At 52.0% G+C, this 22,483-nt stretch carries 19 protein-coding genes; 18 read left to right on the forward strand and 1 reads right to left on the reverse strand.

What is annotated here, in order from left to right; all coding sequences use genetic code 11:
* Window positions 1–42 precede the first annotated feature (42 nt).
* From KGI06_02375 to KGI06_02400, 6 genes are read left to right on the forward strand one after another with little or no spacing between them, the layout of a single operon-like run.
* Window positions 43–1,086 carry a radical SAM protein gene (locus KGI06_02375; protein ID MDE1871063.1) on the forward strand — a complete coding sequence of 348 codons (1,044 nt, stop codon included), beginning with the start codon at window positions 43–45 and terminating at the stop codon, window positions 1,084–1,086.
* 53 nt (window positions 1,087–1,139) lie between these two features.
* Window positions 1,140–1,988 carry a hypothetical protein gene (locus KGI06_02380; GenBank protein ID MDE1871064.1) on the forward strand — a complete coding sequence of 283 codons (849 nt, stop codon included), beginning with the start codon at window positions 1,140–1,142 and terminating at the stop codon, window positions 1,986–1,988.
* Complete coding sequence (locus KGI06_02385) at window positions 1,985–2,674, forward strand: glycosyltransferase family 2 protein (GenBank protein MDE1871065.1); 690 nt, start codon at window positions 1,985–1,987, stop codon at window positions 2,672–2,674. The genes KGI06_02380 and KGI06_02385 overlap by 4 nt, the downstream gene beginning before the upstream one ends.
* Window positions 2,675–2,730: 56 nt before the next feature.
* Window positions 2,731–4,431, forward strand: coding sequence for a threonine--tRNA ligase (gene thrS, locus KGI06_02390; protein ID MDE1871066.1), 1,701 nt, complete (start codon window positions 2,731–2,733; stop codon window positions 4,429–4,431).
* Between the two features lie 22 nt (window positions 4,432–4,453).
* Window positions 4,454–6,160, forward strand: a complete 1,707-nt coding sequence (locus KGI06_02395) for a hypothetical protein (GenBank protein MDE1871067.1) — start codon at window positions 4,454–4,456, stop codon at window positions 6,158–6,160.
* Window positions 6,161–7,900, forward strand: coding sequence for a glycosyltransferase family 39 protein (locus KGI06_02400; protein MDE1871068.1), 1,740 nt, complete (start codon window positions 6,161–6,163; stop codon window positions 7,898–7,900). It begins immediately after the preceding gene.
* Here KGI06_02400 and KGI06_02405 read toward each other — a convergent pair whose 3' ends face one another.
* Window positions 7,901–8,305 carry a hypothetical protein gene (locus tag KGI06_02405; protein MDE1871069.1) on the reverse strand — a complete coding sequence of 135 codons (405 nt, stop codon included), beginning with the start codon at window positions 8,303–8,305 and terminating at the stop codon, window positions 7,901–7,903.
* A 133-nt stretch (window positions 8,306–8,438) separates the two neighbouring features.
* Between KGI06_02405 and KGI06_02410 the strand changes: the two genes are divergently transcribed.
* The 12 genes from KGI06_02410 (at window position 8,439) to KGI06_02465 (ending at window position 22,448) form a co-directional block, all read left to right on the forward strand.
* On the forward strand, window positions 8,439–10,190 hold the full coding sequence (locus KGI06_02410; GenBank protein MDE1871070.1) for a hypothetical protein: 1,752 nt from the start codon (window positions 8,439–8,441) through the stop codon (window positions 10,188–10,190).
* 21 nt (window positions 10,191–10,211) lie between these two features.
* Complete coding sequence (locus KGI06_02415; protein MDE1871071.1) at window positions 10,212–11,768, forward strand: DUF2079 domain-containing protein; 1,557 nt, start codon at window positions 10,212–10,214, stop codon at window positions 11,766–11,768.
* Between the two features lie 116 nt (window positions 11,769–11,884).
* On the forward strand, window positions 11,885–12,316 hold the full coding sequence (locus KGI06_02420) for a hypothetical protein (GenBank protein MDE1871072.1): 432 nt from the start codon (window positions 11,885–11,887) through the stop codon (window positions 12,314–12,316).
* A 151-nt stretch (window positions 12,317–12,467) separates the two neighbouring features.
* Entirely contained in the window at window positions 12,468–13,199 is a 732-nt protein-coding gene (locus tag KGI06_02425; protein ID MDE1871073.1) for a hypothetical protein, read from the forward strand.
* 37 nt (window positions 13,200–13,236) lie between these two features.
* A complete protein-coding gene (locus tag KGI06_02430; protein MDE1871074.1) occupies window positions 13,237–14,568 on the forward strand; it encodes a hypothetical protein in 1,332 nt (443 codons plus the stop codon).
* Window positions 14,569–14,577: 9 nt separating this feature from the next.
* Window positions 14,578–15,729: a hypothetical protein gene (locus KGI06_02435; GenBank protein ID MDE1871075.1), complete on the forward strand. Its 1,152-nt coding sequence runs from the start codon at window positions 14,578–14,580 to the stop codon at window positions 15,727–15,729.
* A complete protein-coding gene (locus KGI06_02440) occupies window positions 15,726–17,270 on the forward strand; it encodes a hypothetical protein (protein ID MDE1871076.1) in 1,545 nt (514 codons plus the stop codon). The genes KGI06_02435 and KGI06_02440 overlap by 4 nt, the downstream gene beginning before the upstream one ends.
* Before the next feature lie 9 nt (window positions 17,271–17,279).
* A complete protein-coding gene (locus KGI06_02445) occupies window positions 17,280–18,455 on the forward strand; it encodes a hypothetical protein (GenBank protein MDE1871077.1) in 1,176 nt (391 codons plus the stop codon).
* 10 nt (window positions 18,456–18,465) lie between these two features.
* Window positions 18,466–19,488, forward strand: coding sequence for a hypothetical protein (locus tag KGI06_02450; GenBank protein ID MDE1871078.1), 1,023 nt, complete (start codon window positions 18,466–18,468; stop codon window positions 19,486–19,488).
* A gap of 14 nt (window positions 19,489–19,502) precedes the next feature.
* Window positions 19,503–20,642, forward strand: coding sequence for a hypothetical protein (locus KGI06_02455; protein ID MDE1871079.1), 1,140 nt, complete (start codon window positions 19,503–19,505; stop codon window positions 20,640–20,642).
* A gap of 135 nt (window positions 20,643–20,777) precedes the next feature.
* Complete coding sequence (locus KGI06_02460) at window positions 20,778–21,614, forward strand: hypothetical protein (protein MDE1871080.1); 837 nt, start codon at window positions 20,778–20,780, stop codon at window positions 21,612–21,614.
* Window positions 21,615–22,448, forward strand: coding sequence for a hypothetical protein (locus tag KGI06_02465; GenBank protein ID MDE1871081.1), 834 nt, complete (start codon window positions 21,615–21,617; stop codon window positions 22,446–22,448). It begins immediately after the preceding gene.
* Window positions 22,449–22,483 lie beyond the last annotated feature (35 nt).

Below are 22,483 nucleotides of genomic sequence, written 5' to 3' on the forward strand. Positions count from 1 at the left end.
CATACCTATAATAGGTGTTTACTGTTGGCAGTTGAACGACTAATGAGTCTCGCAGGCACCGCAATGAAGAGCAATTTCGTAAAGCTGGAGAGGCCTTACAAACTCAACTTTTGCATAACTTACTGGTGCCAGAGCAGATGCCTGACGTGCAATATATGGCAGATAAAGCCGAAGGGCGAGATGACAATAGAGGAAATCAGGGACTTCGTGGCAAAGAACCCCTATTTCAAGTGGGTCGAGCTCACCGGAGGGGAGCCTTTCCTCAGGGGCGACATAGTGGAGATAGCGCGCACCTTCAAGGAGCACTCGAAGGAACTATACATACTCACGATGCCTACTAACTCCCTGTGCGACCACAACATGGTGGAGAAAAAGTTAAGGGAGATACTGTCGTTTGGCATACCGCGGGTAGCCGTAACTGTGAGCCTTGACGGATACAGGGAGCTGCATGACAAGATAAGGGGCATACCCGGGAACTACGACAAGGCTATAGACATGTTCAAAAGGCTCAAGGAGCTCAAGAAGGAATACAGCAACCTGTTCTTCGTGTTCGGCTACACCTTGAGCAAGTTCAACAAGGGCGAATTCGAGAAGACTTACCAGTCTGTGAAGCAGGACATACCGGACATAAAATACAACGACTTCCACATAAACCTGGCGCAGGTATCGAGCAACTACTACGGCAACTCCAACGACGACATAAAGGCAAACAATCCGGAAATAGTCGGGGAGCTTGAATCCATACTGAAGCACAGGGAATTCGAGCTCGGCGTAATACCGATGATAGAAACCGCATTCACTAGGAAGCTCGTGGAATACGCGAAAACGGGGTACAGCCCGATGAAGAGCAGGAGCCTGGAGGCGTCGCTGTTCATGGACAGCTACGGGAACGTTTATCCCTCAATCATGTGGGACAAGAAGATAGGGAACGTCCGCGAAGTGGGATACGACCTGTCAAAGCTGTGGAACAACGAGGAGGCGAAGAAGGTAAGGGAGGAAATAGCCACGGGCAAGGAGCCTAACCAGTGGACCTCATGCGAGGCATACCAGATACTCACCGGCAACGTTGTGAGCCTGTTTGTCTAGCTATCTAACGCTTTTATATTTTGCTTTCTCATATTAATGCATCTAGTGTTGCTATGAAGCTGATCCTCCTACTGTCATTTATAGTGCTATTCGGGATTGCAGGCGCGTCAACCGTCACCCTTACTGGCACGTGCTATTCCAATCTTGTAAACAACACGAACAACTTCATACAGTTCAACCTCACCAATTCCGGAAACGGGACGGCTACGAATCTCGCCATAGTGCCTCTCATACAGGGGGCAAGCACCAACAATACCGCTGTCACAATACCAATAGTGGCGCCAGGCACATCATACCCTGAGAAGATATACCTCTACAACTTCACTACGCCGGGCACTTACGTCGAGAGGTTCCTGGTCAGGTATTCGCAGGGCACCAGCACCTTCGAGACGATATTCCCCTGCCTGACGGACTTCGTCGTGGGCACGCAGAGCATGCTTACTGTATCGAATCTCGGCGAAACCAGCAACGGCTCCATAGTCGTCAACATAACCAACGCAGCCGCATATCCTATCGACTCGCAGGTCACGCTTTACGCGCCTCCGGCATTCAACGTCACGATGCCTATAAAGAACGCTACCATAGATTCGCACGGCGTGGCAACGGTATCGTTTGACGTAACCCCTCCATCCTATACAAACGCCAAGTTCCCGGTAGCTGTCGGGGTTGCATACATGAGGAGCGGAATACACTATTCCACGCTTGCAGTTACGACAATAACCTTTGGCGGTATAGCAAAGGCTGTCCCGAAGCTAGGGGATACGCTGCTGCTCCTGTCGCTCCTTGCCACGGTCATAATCATAATAATACTCATAGTAGTTTCAATACTCCTCAGCAGGAAAAAGAAACGCAGAAAGGAGATTGAAAGAAAGGAGAAAGAGGCTGAAAAAGTCTTTGAATGAAGGGATTTTCCATGGGCTCGAAACCATCTATAAGCATTGTGATACCGACGCTGAACGAGGAGCGCAACATAAAGACGGTATTGAGGGGGGTAAGGGCGGTGATAAAGGACTACAGGCACGAGATAATAGTCGTGGACGGCTATTCCACCGACAATACTGTCAAGTATGCGAAGGAGCTTGGGGCGCGGATAATATACGACAGGCACGGCAAGGGAATGGCGCTGATCAAGGGGCTCAACGCAGCGAAGGGCGACATAACCATATCTATGGATGCGGATCTGTCGAACAGGCCCAACGAGCTCAAGCTGCTCATTGCGGGGATAGAGGCAGGCTACGACGTGTGCATGGGGTCCAGGTTCCTGACCGGGGGCGGCTCAGAGGACATGCCCTTCCACAGGAAAGTGGGCAACAAGATATTCGTTAGTCTAGTGAACCTCAGGTACGGATCGCATTATACTGACATGTGCTACGGCTACAGGAGCTTTGCCAAGGGAGTGGCCCAGAGGCTCTCGCTCAAGGAAAAGGGCTTCGGTATAGAGACGGAAATAAGCATGAAGGTGCAGAGCAAGCGCCTGCGCGTCCTGGAGGTGCCGAGCTTCGAGAAGCTGAGGGCATCCGGTGAGGGGAAGCTGAGGAGCATATCCGACGGATTCATAATACTGAAGACGATATTGAAGAACATGTGACGAAATTGGCAACTTTTTAAACTTTTCCCTCTAAATATTAAGAGGGGGGCTTATCGATGAAAGTCTTGCTTTTAGATGTTGAAAGGATTGTATACAAGTTGGTGAAGCCGGAGGCAAGCGTATACGAGGAGAGCAGCGAGAAGAAGGTTGACGTAAGGGACGCGATAGCGATGATGGTCAGCGTTGAGGGCGGAGACGACCAGTCAGTTGCAGACAAGGCATTGTCCGACGTTGCTAAGTTCATGGGCCAGCTCAAGAGGCCGAGGCTGGTTCTCTACCCGTTCGCCCACCTCAGCAACAAGCTGGCAGATCCGAAAAGCGCAATGAGGATAATCGACTATATGTACGCTTCAGCCTCCTCCAACAAGGGCATAGAGGTGAGGAAGGCACCGTTCGGGTGGAACAAAAAGCTTACCCTGGAGATGAAGGGACATCCGCTGGCTGAGCAGGGCAAGAGCTATGGCATCGAGGATGAGCCAAAAACATACAAAAAGGCCAAGCCCGTCAGCGTGAACACCGCAATAGTTACAAAGAGCATATTCTCCGGGCTTCCGGAAACGGACCACAGGTCCATAGGCGAAAAGCTTGACCTTTTCAGCTTCCAGGAGGTATCTCCTGGAATGGTATACTGGCACAGGAACGGCCTTACCCTTTTCAGGCAGGTGATGGAGTTCATGCGGGAGCTGGAAAACAGGTACGGCTACGATGAGATAAGCACGCCGTCGTTGGCGAACATAGCGCTCTGGCACGTCAGCGGGCACATAGACCACTACAGGAACGAGATGTTCGTGTTCTCTTCCGAGAGCGAGAGCCTAGGGATGAAGCCGATGAACTGCCCCTCAAGCATACTTATATACAAGTCAAGGAAGTGGAGCTACAGGGAACTGCCCTTCAGGACGGCAATCTTCGACAGGCTCTACAGGAACGAGGTAAGCGGTGCGCTTACCGGCCTTTTCAGGGTGAGGGAGCTTACGCAGGACGACGGCCACATATTCCTCAGGGAGGACCAGCAGGAATCAGAGCTTGCCATGCTGCTCAAATTCGTAAAGGAGGTGTACGATGCCTTCGGGATGAAATTCAAGGCCAAGCTGTCAACAATGCCGGACAACCACATGGGCGATGAGGCACTCTGGGGCAAGGCAACCGAAGCGCTGAAAAGCGCGCTGGATATCAACAGGATAGAGTACGAGACAAAGGAGAAGGAGGGCGCATTCTACGGACCAAAGATAGACTTCGATGTTATTGATTCAATGGGTCGCTCCTGGCAGTGCGCAACGATACAGATGGACTACCAATTGCCCTTGAGGTTCGAACTGGAATACACAGGCGAGGACGGGAGGAGCCACACCCCTGTGATAATACACAGGGCAATACTGGGAACCCTTGAAAGGTTCCTCGGTGTGCTGATAGAGCACTACCAGGGCAGGTTTCCCACGTGGCTCGCGCCCGTGCAGGCCAGGGTAATAACGATATCGGAGCAGGCGAACGAATACGCAAATGGCGTATATCGCAAGCTGAAGGATTGCGGCATACGCGCATACGCTGATCTCTCCGACAAGACGCTGGAGTACAAGATACGCGAGGCGCAACTGCAGAAGATACCATACATGATAGTCATAGGCAAGAAGGAAGTGGAGAAGAAGACACTTACGATAAGGGACAGGGACGGGAAGCAGAAGCACGACGTCCCCATAGACGATTTCATTGGCAGGATAACCAGCGAGATAAAATCAAGGAGCCAGGCGGTAGGGATTTGATGCTTGAAAATCAGTGATCAATATGTATGTTCTTGGAATATGGGACGGCCATGACGCAGGGGCAGCGCTCGTGGGCGACAAGCGGATAATATACGCCGCGAACGAGGAGCGCTTCACAAAGAGGAAGCTTGAGGTGAACTTCCCGTACAACGCGATAAATGCTGCGCTCGCATACGCCAACATAAAGCCGGACGACGTGGAGCACATAGCCTATACCACTACAGAATTCACCAAGACCCTGGAGCGCATGATACCCTCCATGAAGGAGAATTACTACAGGTTCAGGAGGAGGAAGATGCTTAAGCCTCCTTTCGAGAACGCGAGGCACGACCTCAAGTACACTCTCACCAGCATAGGCGTGCTCCCGTTGTGCAGGGAAATAAGCAGCAGCATAGTAAGCAGGAGGCTCAGGTCAGCAGGATTCAGCAGGTTCAAGCTGCACGCTGTTGACCATCATACGGCGCACGCCGCAACGGCCGCATTCACCGCCCCGCTGAAGAGCTCGCTCGTGATAACGCTTGACGGGCTCGGCGACGGGCTCTCCGGGTCTGTAAGCATACTCAAGGACGGGAAGCTGGACAGGCAGATGGCGATAGGCGCGCGCGACTCTATAGGCATATTCTTCGAGCAGGTCACAAACATAGTGGGTATGCGCGAGCTGGAGGACGAGGGCAAGGTCATGGCGATGGCGGACTATTCGTACCCGTTCGATTTCGAGGACAACAGGTTCAAGGACTTCTTCAGCGTGTCCGGAACCCAGATAGTGGCAAAGTACGGCCCTGTCAAGCAGTTCTCGCTTCTGCAGAGGATCGCATGGCAGATGCCGCGCGAGCAGTTCGCCTACATGGCGCAGCAGCTCGTGGAGAACGTGGTGATGAAGTTCACCAGCAACGTGCTGGACAGGTACGGGATCGGGGAAGTCACGTTTTCAGGCGGCACGTTCGCTAACATAAAGTCCAACATGCTGCTTAGGAAGCTGGAGCACCTGAAGCGCTGGTACGTTTTCCCGCACATGGGCGACGGGGGCATAGCGCTCGGAGCCGCGCTATACACCAACTACCTGGTCAGCGGCGCAACGAACTACGAGTTCACGCCTTATCTCGGCAACAGCTATACTACCGAATATACGGAAAACGCCATAAAGTCGGACAGGTCCCTCAAATACGAAATTGAGGAAGCGGAGAGCCACGCGAAGCACGCAGCGGAGCTCATAACCGCAGGCAACTACCTTATGTGGTTCCAGGGAAGGATGGAATACGGCCCGAGGGCTCTGGGAGACAGGAGCATACTCGCGCCGAGCGACTCCGAAGCGGTAAAGGAAAAGCTCAACATATACGTGAAGAAGCGCGAATGGTTCCAGCCGTTCGCACCGTCGATGCTTGAGGAGGAGGCATCGCGCATGCTGGATTACGACAACAAGGGATACGACAAGTTCATGACATCAGCCTATTTCGTCAAGGAGAGCCTCAGGGAAAGGGAAAAGTCGGTGATACACATAGACGGATCCGCAAGGACCCACATGGTAGGCAAGGAGAACGTGCCCTACATGCGCCTGCTAAGCGGCATAAAGAAGAAATCCGGCTACGGGATAGTGCTTAACACGAGCTTCAACATACACGGGATGCCGATAGTCATGACCCCGGAGGACGCGATAGCAACGATGAAGGCCACGAAAACTAGGTACATGTTCATGAACAACATATTCATAACGAACAGGGGTGGGGTGTAAATGCTGCTGCAACAAGGCTTACTAGAATACATATTCACCTTCGGAATAATAATCTCGTTCGCGGCACTGGTCCTCGGGATCGTGATGGACAGGAAGAACATAAGGCGAGTCCTTTCCGGCAGCGGCTTCATGGCAAGAGACGTTGCGATAGTCATAGGGATAGTGCTCGTATTCGTGTTCATAGAGATGTTCTTCGTCAAGGCCACCCAGCTGCTATTCTTCGATGACGCCATATACCAGGCAATGGCGCTAATGCTCATGCGCACCGGCCAGGCATGGATGTGCAATTTCGGCACCGCAAGCGCGTGCTTCACCGGCCAGATATTCCACGAGCCGATAGGCCTTTCGTTCAACCTTGCAATGGCCTTCGCCATATTCGGGGTCAGCAGGGCCTCGGCATACGGTACCCAGCTTGCGCTTGGCGTGATATCCGTTGCCATGGGCTTCTTCGCATCCCTGCTGCTCCTGAAAAACAAGAAGGCCGCATTCTTCACCGAGCTCCTCCTGGCGCTTTCCCCTGTGATAATAGTATGGTCAAAGCCCACGAACTCCGATCTTGCGGTCCTTGCATATTCGCTCATATCCGTGTTCTTCTTCATGGTTTTCCTGAAAAAGAAGACCCTGTGGAGCTTCTCCAACATGCTGTTCTCATTCTCGCTGCTCTTCTACATGAAGGTGGACGAGGTCATATTCATACCAATATTCGTGGCGTTTTACCTGCTGCTCGACGACAGGGGCATCGCAAAGAACATATCTGAAACGCTCAGGAGCGTCAAGGATAACTTCTTCAACACAAGGCTCCTTTTGATAATACTGTTCTTCCTGATAGCGGTAATACCCTCTATACTATATTCATACAACGAATCCCAGGTGGATACGTACGGCTGGCAGGGAACTGTAATACAGAACACCTGCACCAAGAACCTCTCCCCAGTCAACGTGACCGGCCCGATAAATCTCAGGAATTTCAATACCAACGTGTGCGCCAACGTGGAATTCTGGTTCAACCAGTACAATTCCGATTACGTGATGCAGCCGATACTGTTCACCGTGCTTGCGATACTCGGCGCTGCGCTCATGCTCCTCATAGGGAAGAGCAGGCGCATACTTGCTGCCATAGGCATATGGTTCCTGGTGTTCTTCTTCCTCTACACCGCATTCTACGCCGGCTCAGTAATATACGGGGTTGACTGGCGCTTCATGCTCAGCCTGATAGCGCAGAGCTGCATGCTCGGCGGCTTCGCGCTTGCGGAGATACTGGACCTAGTGGAGTACCACGCCAGGAAGCTGGCAAGGTTCTCAATCGCAATAAAGGCGATCGCAGTAATTGCGGTACTCGCGATCCTTGCAGCGCCGATATACCACCTGCTTCCGCTCATATCTGTAAACCCAGCAACGATACAGCAGGCAGGGGACGCCAGGTTCTACGAGAATTTCGTCTACAACAGCTCGTACCTGATACCGAGGAACTGCCTGATATACACGTACGACCCCACGCTCTTCCAGCTGCAGAACCTCACCGCAACGCAGATGGACAACCTTTACAACACGACACAGACGACCCAGTACATGAACGAGGGGAAATGCCTTGTGCTTGATTACGGGTACTGGTGCCATACGCCCAACAACGAGTGCAGCTACGCCCCGCAAAGCTACAACCTGGTGCCCCTGAAGCTGATAAACTACACGCCCAACAAATACGACTTCGGATTCTACTACGTCTACAAGAAGCAGCAGTAATCAGGGCTTCTCCCTACGCAGCATATTGGAAACTTCAGAGGAAGTTATCCCCATCCTCAGCTGGCTTGCTATGAAATCCTTCAGCTTGTCCTCGAACGATTCAGCTGGATTGCTGCACACGAGCAGCGCCTTGAAGGATATCGGTGAAGGAGCATCTGTCTTCTCCCGTATCTTCACGCGGGAGAATGTCGAGCTGTTGACCTCACTTATCTTCATGTTTGTGATGTACTTCTGAGCGTCCTTGGACATTACAAGTTTCTTGAGGTCCTTTATGTCCTTCCTGACGACCCTGAGCTCTATCGGCTCTTTCCTGTTGATTGTCGTCGCGAGCTCTACAGGTACAGTCACGTTGTATACGAGCTTTTTGCCCTTGGTCGTACCATCGTTTGAAGCTGTTATCCTCATGCCATCATGCCGGGACTATATAAAATTACAACATATATAAATCTTTTCTACATATGCCGTTAATGCAGATATACATTGGCGGGCAGGACTACACATGCCGGCATTTTTATTTCTTGCCTGCAATTCTATCCGTATGGACAGGTCCTCGCTGATACTCTCATTCGCGATACTCGCGCTCTATGTCGCCAACGTGAAAATCGGGGAGATAACCTACTTCTACCCGTTGCACATAATACTCCTCAACATCCTCGGCCTCTCCGCCGCGATCGCATTCTTCCTCGCGTATTCGCAGCGCGGGAAAGGCATAAAACTGCCTCTCAAGGGCAACGGGATGGTGATAATCGCATCGGTCCTGTTCTTCTTCGTGATAAGCTTTCAGCTGGTTGGCGTTGCTGTGCTCATCACCATAGTGGCATTGCTCCTGTCGGAATACCCGTCGAGGAAACTAAGGGGCTACAGGCTGTACATCTCATCGTTCCTGATAATAATACTCGCGTTTGCGCTTGTCTATGCAATGCTGTACCCATTGAGGGGGCTCAACTGGAAGGGGATAGACGAGATAGCCTACAACTACTACGCCTCTTACCTGCTATTGCACGGCACGAACCCGTATACGGTGAGCATGCTTCCCATACTTAGCGCGCACAACATAACGCCCACATACCTCCTCAACGGCTCAGTGGAAACCGCATACGACTACCCCGCATTCAGCTTCCTTCCGGTGCTGTTCATGGGCCTCTTCGACCTCAGGAACTTCATAGGCTTCGTCGGGATTGTCGCATTCATCACAATAGCCGTAGCATTCATAATATACAGGAAGGCTAACTACAGCAGAATGGCGCTTCTTCCGGTAGCTGTATGGCTCCTCGTCACCTACATATTCCTGGGAACCATAGACCAGTACATAGCGGTGGCGTTCTTCCTGCTCATAGCATATACGGAAAGGCGGAACATCATGCTTTCCGGGATATTCATGGGCCTTGCGGCAAGCACCATCCAGCTCTCATGGTTTGCGCTGCCGTTCTTCTTCGTGCTTGTGCTGAGGGAGAAAGGAAAGGAGGCGATGCTCAAGTCAATAATGGTTACCATATTGATATTCCTGCTTGCCAACAGCTACTTCATAATTGCCGCTCCTAAGCAGTTCCTCATGAACATACTCGGCCTTTTCGGCACCTCGAAGCTGCTGCTTGAGGGCACAAACATCGCGCAGGTATTCGTAAGGAGCTACGGCGTCGCATTATGGTACCCTGCGGTATTGTCGCTGCTCGCATTTGCGGTGTTCCTTGCGCTGTTCTACCTGTATACGTATACGCTGAAGCCCATGCTTGCTGTTGCCCCGGCATTCATATTCATGCTCTCATGGCACAACTTCCTGCTCTATAGCCTGCCGTTCGTGCCCCTCCTGATACTCCTGTGCTACGAGACACGGAAGGAGAATGTGAAGGACATTGCAAGGAATAGGTCTTACATACCGATAGCATTGGGCATTCTCGTATTGGTTGCCGTTGCGCTTGCAATCTATGCGCATTCGGTCTATGCAAGGGACAACACCATATCGATAAACGGCGCCTCTGTCTCGCTCGGCTACTCCGGCAATACCTACGGGTTCAACGGCATCAACATAAACGTTACTAACAACGGCGATTCGTTGGAGAACATAACCTTCTTCATGGTGACGGAGCAGAACGGCAGGGACGCCGTATTCCAGTCCGTATACCTGAACGGAACAGCTCCACATTCAACAAAGGTGTATTCGCTGCCTTATAATGTGCAGTCCCTGTCCGGAAGCACGAGGATATTCATACTGGCGTTCAGCTCAGATTACATAAGGAGCGCTGAATACGCCCTTGACCCGCAGTCTGGTTCAATTACAAAGATAACGTGAGTTCGCTGCAAATTGTTGGAGGTGAAATCAACGGGACACGAGATTAACAGGAGGGCGATATACACCATTGTCGCGCTGCTCATATCATTGTCGGCAACGACCTACTGGCTTGCGCTTGTGACGCATGCCTACTGGGCATTCGAGGACGGGAGCCTGGACCTCACGCACTATTCATATAACCTGTATTTCAACATCCACTACCTGCATTATGGGGGTATTGCGGGAATGCTGCAGTTCCTGACGTTCGGCAACCACATATCCCCGGATATGCTGCTCATGCTGCCGTTCTTCTACGCCTATCCGCATTCCTTGACGCTGCTGTACATCCAGACCATAACGATATGCCTTACCTCATTTCTGGTGTTCGCGATAGCGCGGGATCTCATAAAGGACGACAGGATTGCAATGGCGATGCTTGCTGCGTTCCTCCTGAACCCAGGAATTACTGGAATACTGACATTTGACTTCCATATCGAGTTCGTGCTCGTGCCTGCGTACCTTCTGGTTTTCTACTCGTATATGAAATCAAGGAGAAAGCTGTTTGCGGTTTCATTGCTGCTACTGCTGGGCGCTCTGGAAATAGCGCCTGTAATCGCCCTTACAATGGGGATAGGGCTTTTTTCGTACGAGCTGCTATCGTCAAGATCCAGCGGCAGGGCAATAAGCAGGGAAAAGAGGCAGATGATCGCCATCATCGTGCTCTCGTCGATTGCCACGGGTGCCATGTACTACGCTTCGATAAGGCTGCTTGCCGCCTCATACGGCTTGCAATATCCCGGAATACCGCAGTTTTTGCAGATAGGCACTGGCTCTGAAGTGGGATTCATCTCCCAGCTTCACGGCGCTGCGCTCAATCCGATATCGTTTCTGGGAAGCAATCTTGCAATATACTCCAATCCGCTTGCGCTTTTCATGCTTGCGCTCTCAATGGCAATAGTGCTGTTCGGGTTCGGCCTCTTCGCGCTGAAAACGCCATCCGTAACCTTCCTGCTTTCGCTGCAATGGCTGGTGCCCGTTATAGCGTGGTCAGGAAAGATAAAGTTCCTCTATACCGGCTACATGTACTACGGCTATACGCTGGGCTCAACAATCGCTGCATCCATAATCGGCGCAATCTCCTATGCCAGATGCAAAAACGGTTCAAGCAACATGTTGGACAGGAACGCCATAGGGGCAATCTCCGTCATAATAATCGCCTTGATGCTCTCTTCAGCGTCGCTGATATTGGCATATGCACCGTTGAAGTATCTCGCGACTTACGGATCCGCTTCACCAGAGCCGGGGTACAATCCCGTGCAGGTATACCAGATTGCGAGGCTCGTACCTCAGAACGCCTCGCTTATGACGCAGGACGTCATATCCCCGCATCTTGGCAGCAGGGAATACCTGGAAACCACAGCATCCTGGGAAATGGGCAACAGCACGTATTTCGTGCCAGATTACATACTCATATCGCATAACGCAAGCGACGCATACACGAACATCAGCTACTATGACCTTTTCCAGCGGGCCGTAGCGGCCAACCCCTACGTTGAATACGCAAGCAGCGGCAACGTCGTGCTCTACAAAAGAAAATAGGCACAATTTTTATCTTTGACAGCAAATGGCCGAAAGACATTTAAACCTATCTGTGATTTCATAGATAAGTATTTAAATGTGGCAAATTTATATATTAGCAGGAAACGGGGATATAAATGAAGAATTTCCTAAACAAAATCTTCGTGAAGACAACAAGCATAGCGTACTATGCGAAATATGTTTTGCTGGCACTATCCGTGCTCGGCCTGTTCGGAACATTGGCCACAGCACAGTTCACCACTGGTGCCGGAAGCGCATTATGCGTAGTGTTCAACTCTGTAAGGAACATTATATTCCTGCTGGGACTGACACTCATGATATTGGGTGCGGCTCTATATGCAGGCGCAAACATAATGCCGGCTTCGGCCAAGGGTGGCTTCCAAGGATACGGAATGGCCATGATTATAGGTGGAGTAGTTGGAGTTGCAATAGCAGTTGCGGCGCCATTCGTACTTAACCTTTTGATTGGTATTGGAGGCGGTGGTGTTCTCGGAAGCACAGGCTCCCAGAACATAGTAACAGCATGCGCAGGAATAGGAACCTTCTAAATTGAGTGAAGTTCCTTTTCTTTTTTTCTTTTTCTTTATTTTTTGATTTCTATCCGCTTATTGCAGGTATGCAAAGCAACCCGCCTTTCAGAATGCAGGGTGCTGTATTTTTATTATTTATCACCCATATACTCCGTATTTATGGGATCACATGCTAAACATACTGAAACACAGCGTCAATACGTATTTTTCCAACATTTACCTGATAATACTGTCATCGTTATCGTTCGTGATAGCGCTCATAATACCCCTTTTTGCGTCATTCCCGACGTACAACGACATAGGCGGGGTATTGCTCAGGACAGCAAGCATATACCTGAATCTTAACCCGTTCAACACCGCCATAATAGTGATATCCGTGCTGTTCTCGCTGCTCTTCCTGAGCTTTGCGATGGTTGCCATAAACATAGTGGTGAAGCACAGCAGGACCCAGACGAAGATAAGGGCCGAGGTGATAAGGGGAATAGAGAAATACACCGGCAACGTGTTCGTCATACTGTTCATCGCAACAATAGTGATGGTGCTTGCCAACATACTGACGTTCAACAGCGGCTATTCCGGGATAATAACGGTCATAGTCGCCCTTGCCATAACCCCGTTTGTGTTCTATGCTCCGGCATCCATAGTCATAGACGACGCGAAGCTTCTCAGGTCTGTAAGGGCTAGCCTGAAGTTCTTCGTGAAGAGGTTCGACTATTTCATAGTATGGCTGGTAATAGCGCTGGTGCTTCTCACTTTCTTCGATTTTGTATTCATAACAGTTTCAGGCACTGCGCTCTCAAGATATGTGATGCTCATATTCAGCTCATTGTTCATACTGCCATTCCTCGTGCTGCTTCAGGGCGAGCTGTACATTAGCAGATTCAAACTGCTTAAGGGCTAATGCAATATATAAATAACTTGTCTTGTTATCAATAAATATGTCTGCCTGTCGGTATAAGCAAGCCTTTATTATAGCGTTTGCTGTCCTGAGCCTTTTCCTTCTAAACTCCTATGCCCAAGGCGCAGGAACCGGGACAGGCGCCTCAATAGCCACTGTGCAGTGCATAATCACGAACAAGTCGACGACAATAGGTGCATGCATAGCATCGGCCCTGCCCCTCAGCCTTCTGGGCATAGGGGTTTCGCTCATGATAGTCGCGATAACCTTCATGATCAGCCACGTGCTGAACCATGCAGGGCTCAGGAGCTTCTACAGGTCCGAGCTCTGGGAGGTTGCCAAGAGCGGCATAATAGTCGCAGGCATATTTTCCGCTTTGATACTGGCGAGCGCAGCTGCTACGGCCCTTGCAGGATCCACGCCGCAGTTCTCGGGAGGGAGCCCGACAGCTGCAGGCACCACGATAACCAACAACCTTGCAAGCCTGTACACCACTGTCGAAACCAAATACCTTGTCCCACAGCTAAACGCATCGGAAGCGGCATTCGGCGCGATGCTAGGTCTCTCTGTAGGAACAGACCTGCTCAACAGCATAACCTTTGCAACCTGGCTGCCCATCCCAATACCCACGGCGGCGGGTTTCGTCGGCTCCGTGCAGTTCGGATCCGTAGCGCAGATATACCAGAGCAACTACCTATCAAGCATATACGGCTCGCCCGCGCTCTCCGTGGTCAATGCTGGAATAGACATAGAGACTACCGTACTGATAGTCATGCAGATGCAGCACGACCTGCTCTACACGATAGCCGCGATAGGCCTGGGCCTTCTCATACCAATAGGCATAATCATGCGCGCCATACCGTTCGTGAGGGGCATAGGCGGCACCACGATAGCATTGGGCATAGGGCTCTCCATAATATACCCCACGCTCCTCGTTGCTCTCAACCTTCCTGTTACCAACTACATATACGTGCTTACGTCGGCTCCGGCAGCGCAGGCGGCATGCCCGTTTTCGTTCAGCCTAATATGCACACTGTATAACAGCGTCCAATACCTGGTAAACACAGTCCAGAATGCCGGAGCAACTGTTGCCGGCGGCATTATAGGCGCGCCGATGTACCTGGCATTCGGCGCAAGGGCGTCGCTTTCCCTGCCACTCATATTTTCAGGTTTCTGGACGGGATTCAACTCGCCGCTGAATAGCGGGATATTCCCCGCACTAAACTTCGTGATAGACAATACGCTCATACAGAGCGTGCAGTTCATACTCTTCGTGATGGACATAATAATAGCGGTTCCGCTGACAGCAGGCATAGCAAGGCTGCTAGGCGGATCGTTGAGGCTTGGCGTGGGCAGGTTCAGCCTTACGTGAGTTGAAAACATGGTAAACACCTGCATATTGTACGGTACCCAAAGCTGGGCTGGCATCAACATAATGGTCGTGCTAATAACCTTCCTGATAGTTGCGGCGCTGTACGCCCTCAGCACCATATTCCCCTCGCTCACCAGGGCCAAGCTCCGCGAGGCCTCGAAATCCGAGCTTACCCAGGCGTTCATAAGCATAATAATCATAATAGTGCTTTCCGGTGTCGCGACAACCGCATGCAGCATATCCGCAAGCATAAGCAGCTCGCTCACGGGCCAGGCACTGAGCCCGTTCGGCTACGCCGAATACTATACCGGCAACCTCAGCACAAACACCGGGCTGAACCTGCTGACCAACATATACTCGACATCCGTGTCGTATTCCATAGAGGCCCACGTGCTCCAGGACCTGGGCTCATTCCTCAACGTAAAGACATCAAAGATACTGAAGATATTGTACACTTCCATAGGGCTCACCTCCGTTGTGAGCGTGTTCATTGGCGCTGTTATACAGGTAGGCGTGCTGTTCAGCATACTCAGTTCCCTTTACCTGAACATAATGGCGCCGCTGGTAACTGTGGTTGTCGGGCTCTTGTTCGTGCAATTCCTCGCGCTGCCGGTTCTCCAATACACTGCGTTCTCCGTCGTTCTCCCTGTGGCAATAGGCATGCGCTCAGTTTCATTCCTCGGGACGCATCTCAAGTACGCTTCCAATACCGTGCTAGCTATAGCCATAGCGGGGTACATTGTGTACCCGCTTATGGTATCGTTCAACGGCTACGTCATAGCGTGGATATTCTCCGCATCGAATCCGTCGTTCCAGTACATACACTCGACTTACGTAGTGCCTGCAATACCAATAAGCACGTTCTTCCAGAGCGCATCAACCGCATATACCGGGTTCTTCGGCACCATTTACAACGCGCTTTTCAACGGCGGCGTGCTCAATCCGCTTGTGAGCAGCTCCTTCCAGAACGGGCTGGTGATATCGCCGTGGACGATAGTAACGCAGGCGCAGCTCCTGGTGAACCAGACTGCGCAGTTCATATTTGCAGGGGTAATACTTTTCGTAATGGACCTTTCGGTAACCCTCGGCTTCGCGATGGGCCTTGCCAACGCGCTCAACGCGGGAATAGAGGGCGCAGGATCATTCTGGGGTAGTGTATGATGTTTCCGCTAGCTCTTATCGCCCGGGTGATGCTCCTTGCCAGCATCCCCACTGCTGAATCGCAGCTACTCCCCCTTGCTGTCACCGCCCTGATGGTTGATGCGCTCATAGTGGCTGTATGGTACCTTATCGGCTCCATGCTGAACAACAGCAGGATCAAGGGCGCGGCATTAAGCGAGTACTACCAGTTCATAGGAACTGTAATACTCATAGCGATAGTCATAGGCTCGCTCGGGGTAATCTCATCCGCGTTCTACTCCGTTTACAGCGCAAGCAAGCTGATGAGCCCCACAGCGATAAGCACCCTTTGCAACAACATAAAATCCACGTCGCAGCTTGACATAATAGGGAAAGGCAAGGACTCGCTGCTTGCAGGGGCGCAGTCAAGCTCCGGGCAGCAGTTTACCGGCATATGCGACCTTGTAAACGTGCAGGGCGGATCCACGCTTACGGAGAAGCTGGAGTATCCGATATCCGCGGTTACTGTCATTCTTGCCAACATGACAAACCAGACAGCGGCAAACCTGAACTACAGCTTCACGATAGACGCCTGGCTCGGGTTCCTCTCGCACCTAAGCCCAACGATCGCGCTTTGCATAGACAAGCCGCCGGTAGCAGAGGCGTGCCAGGTGCCCATACCTGGGGATTCGGCGCTCTTCTTCCTCAGGGTGCAGTTCACGCCTTACGCCGGGTACAGCCTCATCGTTAGCAACATGAGCCTTCTCGGGTCGCTGCTCAACCTTTCAATGGACTCGTTCATAGTGCAACTGCTCTTCATCACCATATTCCTGTATACGTGGCCGTGGCTGCTTTTCGGGGGGATAGTCCTACGCAGCACCATTTTCACAAGGCGCCTCGGCGGCATGCTTATAGCTGTGGCTATAGCCGCTATGTTCATATATCCCGCGGTATTCTCAATAGAGTACATGACGTTGGGGAACGGGATATCCGTGGCCCAGACATCGGGCCAGCCTGGAGGGCTCAACACCACGTACGGTTTCAACGCTATAACTGCGCTTCCGGCAACCCCTGCGCCGCCGTGGCCCAAGGTCGGTACCCCAGCAACCGGCAACTACGTGATCAATTTCTTCGTGGAGCCTAACATAAAGGCTATAACGTTCGCCAACGGCTGCTGGCCTGCGTCGCAGGGACTTCTTACCACGACCGGCCTTGTAACCGGCAACATATTCAGCACCAGCGTTCTCGGCCTCCCGAAAGGAACGCCCATGAACCTCGTCAGCGCCGAGAGCGCGGACATAGCCGGGCTTATGATACCATTCTCAAGCATACTCTCCGCGATAAACTACATAACCTCCTTCGCCCTTGGAAGCCCCAACTCGCAGTTCCCCATAGATGCATATTGCGCGCCGCAGGCCGCGCTCAATACGCTGTTTTCAATGCTTGATGCATACGGCATAATAGGGATAACGTCTTATCTGCTGCCGTTGATAAACATAATACTCACGATAACATCGATACAGGGGATCTCCGAACTGCTCGGGGGCGACACGAGCCTAGCAGGGCTGGCAAGGATATTATGAGATGAACCGATGAATGCAAGATGCCTAAAAATTTTCCTTCTCGCGCTCCTGGCAGCTACTGCAATGCTCTCCGTCGCAGGGGCGCAGCAGACCAGCTCGCTCTTCCAGTCATTCTGCGGGGGAACTGGTGCCGTGGGCTCCGGAGGCGTGATACCGTACAGCAGCATACTCTCCGGCCAGGGCAGCGGCGAAGCCGCGCTCATCAAGCTCTCGGCGCTCATAATGCTCACGATGCTGTTGATCATAGCCATAATGTACATGGTAAGCTACGTCTTCGGGCTGGATTTCCTGAAGAGGATGGCAAACGTGGAGTTCGGCGAGCTGCTGGTTACCGGGTTGGTAGTATTCCTGTTCCTCGGTTCGTGGAACCTTGCCGCTGCATCAACCAGCTCCACCACGTTCCTGCATGTTGCCGGCACGAACTTCGGCCGCAACATATACGTGGAGGACTGCACCTACCTTGCGCCAACCTCCATAGGGCTCATCATAGGGCCCATGCTCCTCATCAACGTCGCAAGGCTGATACTTAATACCGCGATAAGCCTCAAGATTACGATAGAGCCGTCGTTCTTCGGCGTTGCATTCAGCCCGCTGAAGGGATACACGCTGCTTGACTCGGTGCTGGGCACGCTGAGCACCATAACCGGAGGTTTCGTCATAACTATACTTGCAGTGCTGGTTTTCATAGGCTTTGTCTACGGCCTGTTCCCCGTGTTCCTGTATGCTGGAATAGTCCTCAGGACGCTGCCATGGACCAGAGCGGCAGGCGGCGCCTTCCTCGGGCTGTTCGTAGGCTTCTACATAGTTTTCCCGCTTGCGCTCCACCTCCTGCTCTCGGGATACGTCACAGCATTGCAGACAACAACGATAAACTCAAACCCCACGGCTTTCAACGCATTCATAGTCGGGATAGCAGCGGGAGCAGCTGGAGGCGGCAGCTCTACGGTCTCCAGCATACTGAGTACGCTGGCGAGCGCAGCGACCAATTTCATCGGCACGAGCGCCGGAGGCAGCTTCGGGCTCATAAACGGATACATATTCTACGTGATAGAGCCCGCATCCTTCACGATATTCGCGATAATAATATCGCTGATACTGGCGTTCGAATTCACTGAAATGACCGGAAGGATTCTCGGCGCGCCGAGCGTATCTGCGCAGAATATAATAAGTAGGATAGTGAAATAATGGTGATACAATGCAAGTGACACTGTATGCAATGCATCTGCAATCAATCGCACTTGCAACCCTGCCGATAAGCCCGTCGAAATGGGTAGTGACGTCGATGATCGCCGTCCTTGCGGTCATAATGGTTTCCGCAATGGTCTACATGCTTTCAGGCATAATACAGAGCGAAAGGGCAAGGGTCTGGTCGAGGTTCCAGATATACGAGGCGCTATTCTCAGCAGTTTTGATACTGGCATTCGGATCCATAACGTACATATTCTTCCTCAACCCGCAGACAGTTTACGGCAAGCTCAACCTTGTTCCATCGACATGCACATCAGCGCCGGATCTGTACCAGCTCGCGGCATGCGATGTTAGCCTTTTCAACAGCGCATCCTTCGCGTTTTCGGAGTATGCATTCTATGCCTCCTACCTCCCTGCCATAATCTCTGGCATAGGCCCAGAGTTCCAGATAGCGCCAATACCAGCGAGCCCCAGCATAAACATAGAGATAACCGCGGCCGGGCTGTTCCCGACAGGAACCACATCGCTGCTCGGGATACTTTACGCAACTATACTGTTCATGCTCATATTCAACCAGCTCCAGCTCATGCTCATAGCCGGGTCGCTGCTCTTCCTGTCGTTCTTCCTGACAATAGGGCTGATAGCGAGGACGCTCGGTTTCCTGAGGAGCTTCGGCGGCGCGATGATAGCGTTCGGGCTCGGCCTTGGCATAATATACCCTCTATTGGTAAGCCTCACTTACGGCTATGTCGATGTCGCGGCTAACCTGGTGTGCATGCAGACTGCGTCATGCGCATTGAGCAGCACATGGACCGCGATATGGACGACAATTTTCGGCGTATGGTCCACAGGGTTCAGCGCGATACCAGCCGCGGTTGGGACTCTGTTCACTGACATAGGCTACATAATAGCAGGGCTTACAATAGTGCCATTGCTCAACATAGTCATAGTCGATGCGTTCATAATCGACTTTTCAAAAGCTGTAGGGGAGCCCATGAGCTTCGGCCAGCTGTTCTCCAACCTGTTATGAAAAACGGTGCAAGCATGAAAACCAAAATACTGGCCCTTGCGGTTGCCGCAATCTTAGTCGTAGCGCTTCTCGCAAGTCTGCCGAGGATAGTCAGCGCGCAGGGTACAACTACAACGGGCTGCGGCCTTGTGCTCGGAAGCATAGCCTCTCAGATAAGCACCAACGAGCCATGGTACTGCCCGATAAACCAGCAGATATACTCGCAATGGGTCGGGTACCTCCCGCTTGGAATAGCAATGGTCCTCATATCCTTCTTCATAGCCGGGATAATATTCATGATCGGGGTGGCCCTCAACAACACTAGGATAAGGAACTTCGGGGTCGGCGAGCTCTACGAGGCGATAGCTACGGCCATAATCGTCGTGGCCTTCCTTTACCTTTCCGCAGTCATGTTCGGGCTCCTTCCGGGGCTGTACGTAGCCGATATAAACCCGTATGCCACTGCATTCAACCTCATGACAAAGACCATAGGCACAGCCGAGCAGATGTATACGTCGCTTTTCAACGTCTACTTCTCGCTCTCATTCGCAACTTCGCCGCAGGTGATACTCAACATCGGTGGGGCCCTGAGCGGCCTTGCGAAGACGCTGCTCAACTTCATAGGCTATGCGCCGCAGCTTTTCGTGAACCTTCTCACGATCCCGATAACGATATTCTTCCTCGACCCGGCAGTTGCCATAGGCGGCTTCCTGGTTGACGGGATAGCCGCGCTTTACGCCGAGTATTACCTGCTTGTGTTCTTCTCAGTTGCCGCGATACCAGTTTTCCTCGTTCCCGGGGTATTGTTCAGGTCGCTCTTCCCGACAAGGGCACTCGGCGGCATACTGATAGCGTTTGCGTTCGGGTTCTACCTTGTGATGCCTGCCCTGTTCGCAGTTGCATACTACTTCACAGCCCCTACGGTGCAGAGGGACATGGGACTGTCAACGCTGCAGATGCAGAGGCTCGGCAACACCGAGCAGAATGCGGCCTCGGCGACCAGCCCGCTAGCAGAGCAGCTCTCAAACGTGAAATCCTCGCTGAACGGCTTCTGGCTGCTGATATTCTTCTATCCGCCGCTCATAATAGCGATAACATACGCCGCGATAAGGGAGATAGCCAACTTCATAGGCAGGGCGCCCTTCACCGCCGGGAGGATGAGGAGCTTCATATGAGGGGCATGATCCCCGCGGCGCGGGGCTTTTGGGCAAATATGCCTGGAGCATGCGGCTCGATGGCGTTCACCTGCCTTACGAAAGGGGGAGCGTCAATAATAAATAAATTGCCTACAATCATATTAACCTGAGTCAATGAACCCGAAGATTTTGGTATTCATAGGATTCCTGGGGCTTTCGGTGGCCATGCTGGGACTAGCAATAGCGATGCCGAACACGATTTACTTCGTCGCGCCTAAGCTCCTCCTTCTGATACTCTCGGTGCTTTTCGACGTGCTGGCATTCGCATCAAGATACTACACCTACCTGATACTGCCGCTGGTGAGGCAGCGCAAAAGGCATGCGGTGATAAACGAGCACACCGCATACTGGCTATCAACCACAGGGGACTGCATAGTGAAGAAGGAGGGCGACGACTACATAGCAACCGCTTACATAAACATACCTCTTTATGTATCTGCGAGCGAGATGAGCGACGACGACAAGCTGATGTTCGCAAGCCAGGTAAGCAAGCTAGTCGGCATAAGCAGGGATCCTGTGAGGTTCACAACAGAGCTCTACCTCATGAACAAGGACGAGTACATACAGAAGCTGAAGGAGAACATAGTGGAGATAGAGGACGAGCAGGCAAAGATGTCGAGCAACAAGAAAACGCCGCCTAACGAGCTTGAGCACGTGAAGGGAAAGCTCTCCATGTGGAGGAAGATGCTTGACAACGTGTCCAACGGAACGTCCTTCGAGCTGAACACTTTCGCGACAATATCCGCAAAGGGCACAAAGGAATTCGAGGCGATAACAATGGTCCAGCAGAAGGCCAGGGACCTGATGAACGGGATGGCATCCATACTGGGCGTGCCCCCAAGCATAGTGGTAGGTAACGAGCTGCTCAAGTACATAGAGCCCGAATACCTGATACCATTCACTACGATAACGGAGCAGATAAGCAGGAAGATACAGCAGCAGGTGTCATAGATGGACGAGGAAGGGATAGTATATCTTGCACTGTGCCTTGCCATATCCATGGCTTCGCTGTCGCTGCTGTTCTACTTCGGCACCGGGTTCATAAGGATAATAGCGCTCATCATAATACTTACGGGAGTGGTGATGATACTCATACTGAACTTCGCAGATTACGTGCTCATATCCGTGGTGTTCAGCCTGCTAGGGATAACCTTCCAACCGGCGCAGGGATACACGATAATAAAGGAGCAGAACGCAGTCATAAAGAACGTAAACGGCCTCTTCTACGCAACAGGATACGTCACAGCGAACCTTTTCCCATACACGTTCAAGCTGGAGCTGGAGCCCAGGGAGGAGGACGCGAAGATGATGGCCGCGCCGGAAAACTGGGAGCGCGCCGTCATGAACCTCGGCTTCCCGTTCAAGTGGCACGTCATAGCGATGGGGCTTGACGTCCAGAAGGTGAGGGACGAGCAGGAGGGCAAGAGGTCGTACCAGGAGTTCCAGATGTCCAGGGCGCTGCAGAACCAGAACATAGACAGCGTCACGATATCCAACATACAGAGGAAGATAAACGTCATACAGAGGAAGATGGACAGGATATCGCAGGGCGAGAAGCCTATCGCTACGATAATGTACGTTGAGACAACCGCGATAGGCGTGAGCATGAAAGCTGCACTAGACAACCTCGCGCAGCAGATAGACGGGCTCCAGATAGCGCTCGGGTCCATGGACGTGGATTTGTCAAGGGTGTCGGGAAGGGAGATGTACACGCTGTTCAACTTCAACTTCTCGCTGCCTATATCGTTCGACGAGGCATCCGCGCACTTCGACCAGCAGAGCTGAGTATTTATAGGCTTGATGTTAGATAATAAGGGTAA

Source organism: Candidatus Micrarchaeota archaeon, assembly GCA_028866575.1.
Classification (GTDB): domain Archaea; phylum Micrarchaeota; class Micrarchaeia; order Micrarchaeales; family Micrarchaeaceae; genus UBA12276.